Origin of the sequence: Sporosarcina beigongshangi, from assembly GCF_033485195.1 — a bacterium.
GTDB lineage: Bacteria > Bacillota > Bacilli > Bacillales_A > Planococcaceae > Sporosarcina > Sporosarcina beigongshangi.
This window is the reverse complement of the sequence record NZ_JAWLIR010000079.1, coordinates 1-577: the sequence shown is the minus strand read 5'-3', so window position 1 is coordinate 577 and position 577 is coordinate 1. Positions and strand designations below refer to the sequence as shown.

Annotated in this window: 1 rRNA gene; it reads left to right on the top strand. The window is 53.6% G+C overall.

The features are described from left to right. Positions 1-577: ribosomal RNA gene (locus tag R2B77_RS17800) — 23S ribosomal RNA — on the top strand; the annotation flags it as partial.

Genomic DNA, 577 nt, shown 5'->3' with positions numbered 1-577 from the left:
ATGTTTGGGAGTCAGACTGCGGGTGATAAGATCCGTAGTCGAGAGGGAAACAGCCCAGACCACCAGTTAAGGTCCCCAAGTATTCGTTAAGTGGAAAAGGATGTGGCGTTGCCCAGACAACCAGGATGTTGGCTCAGAAGCAGCCATCATTTAAAGAGTGCGTAATAGCTCACTGGTCGAGTGGCGCTGCGCCGAAAATGTACCGGGGCTAAACGAATCACCGAAACTGTGGATTGATACCTTTGGTATCAGTGGTAGGAGAGCGTTCCAAGGGCGTTGAAGCTAGATCGTAAGGACTGGTGGAGCGCTTGGAAGTGAGAATGCCGGTATGAGTAGCGAAAGAAGGGTGAGAATCCCTTCCACCGAATGCCCAAGGTTTCCTGAGGAAGGCTCGTCCGCTCAGGGTTAGTCGGGACCTAAGTCGAGGCCGAAAGGCGTAGACGATGGATAACAGGTTGATATTCCTGGACCACCTCCCCGCCGTGTGAGGAATGGGGGGACGCCGTCGGATAGGGTGAGCGCACAGTTGGTTATGTGCGGCTAAGCAGTGAGGTGTGAAACGAGGCAAATCCCGTTT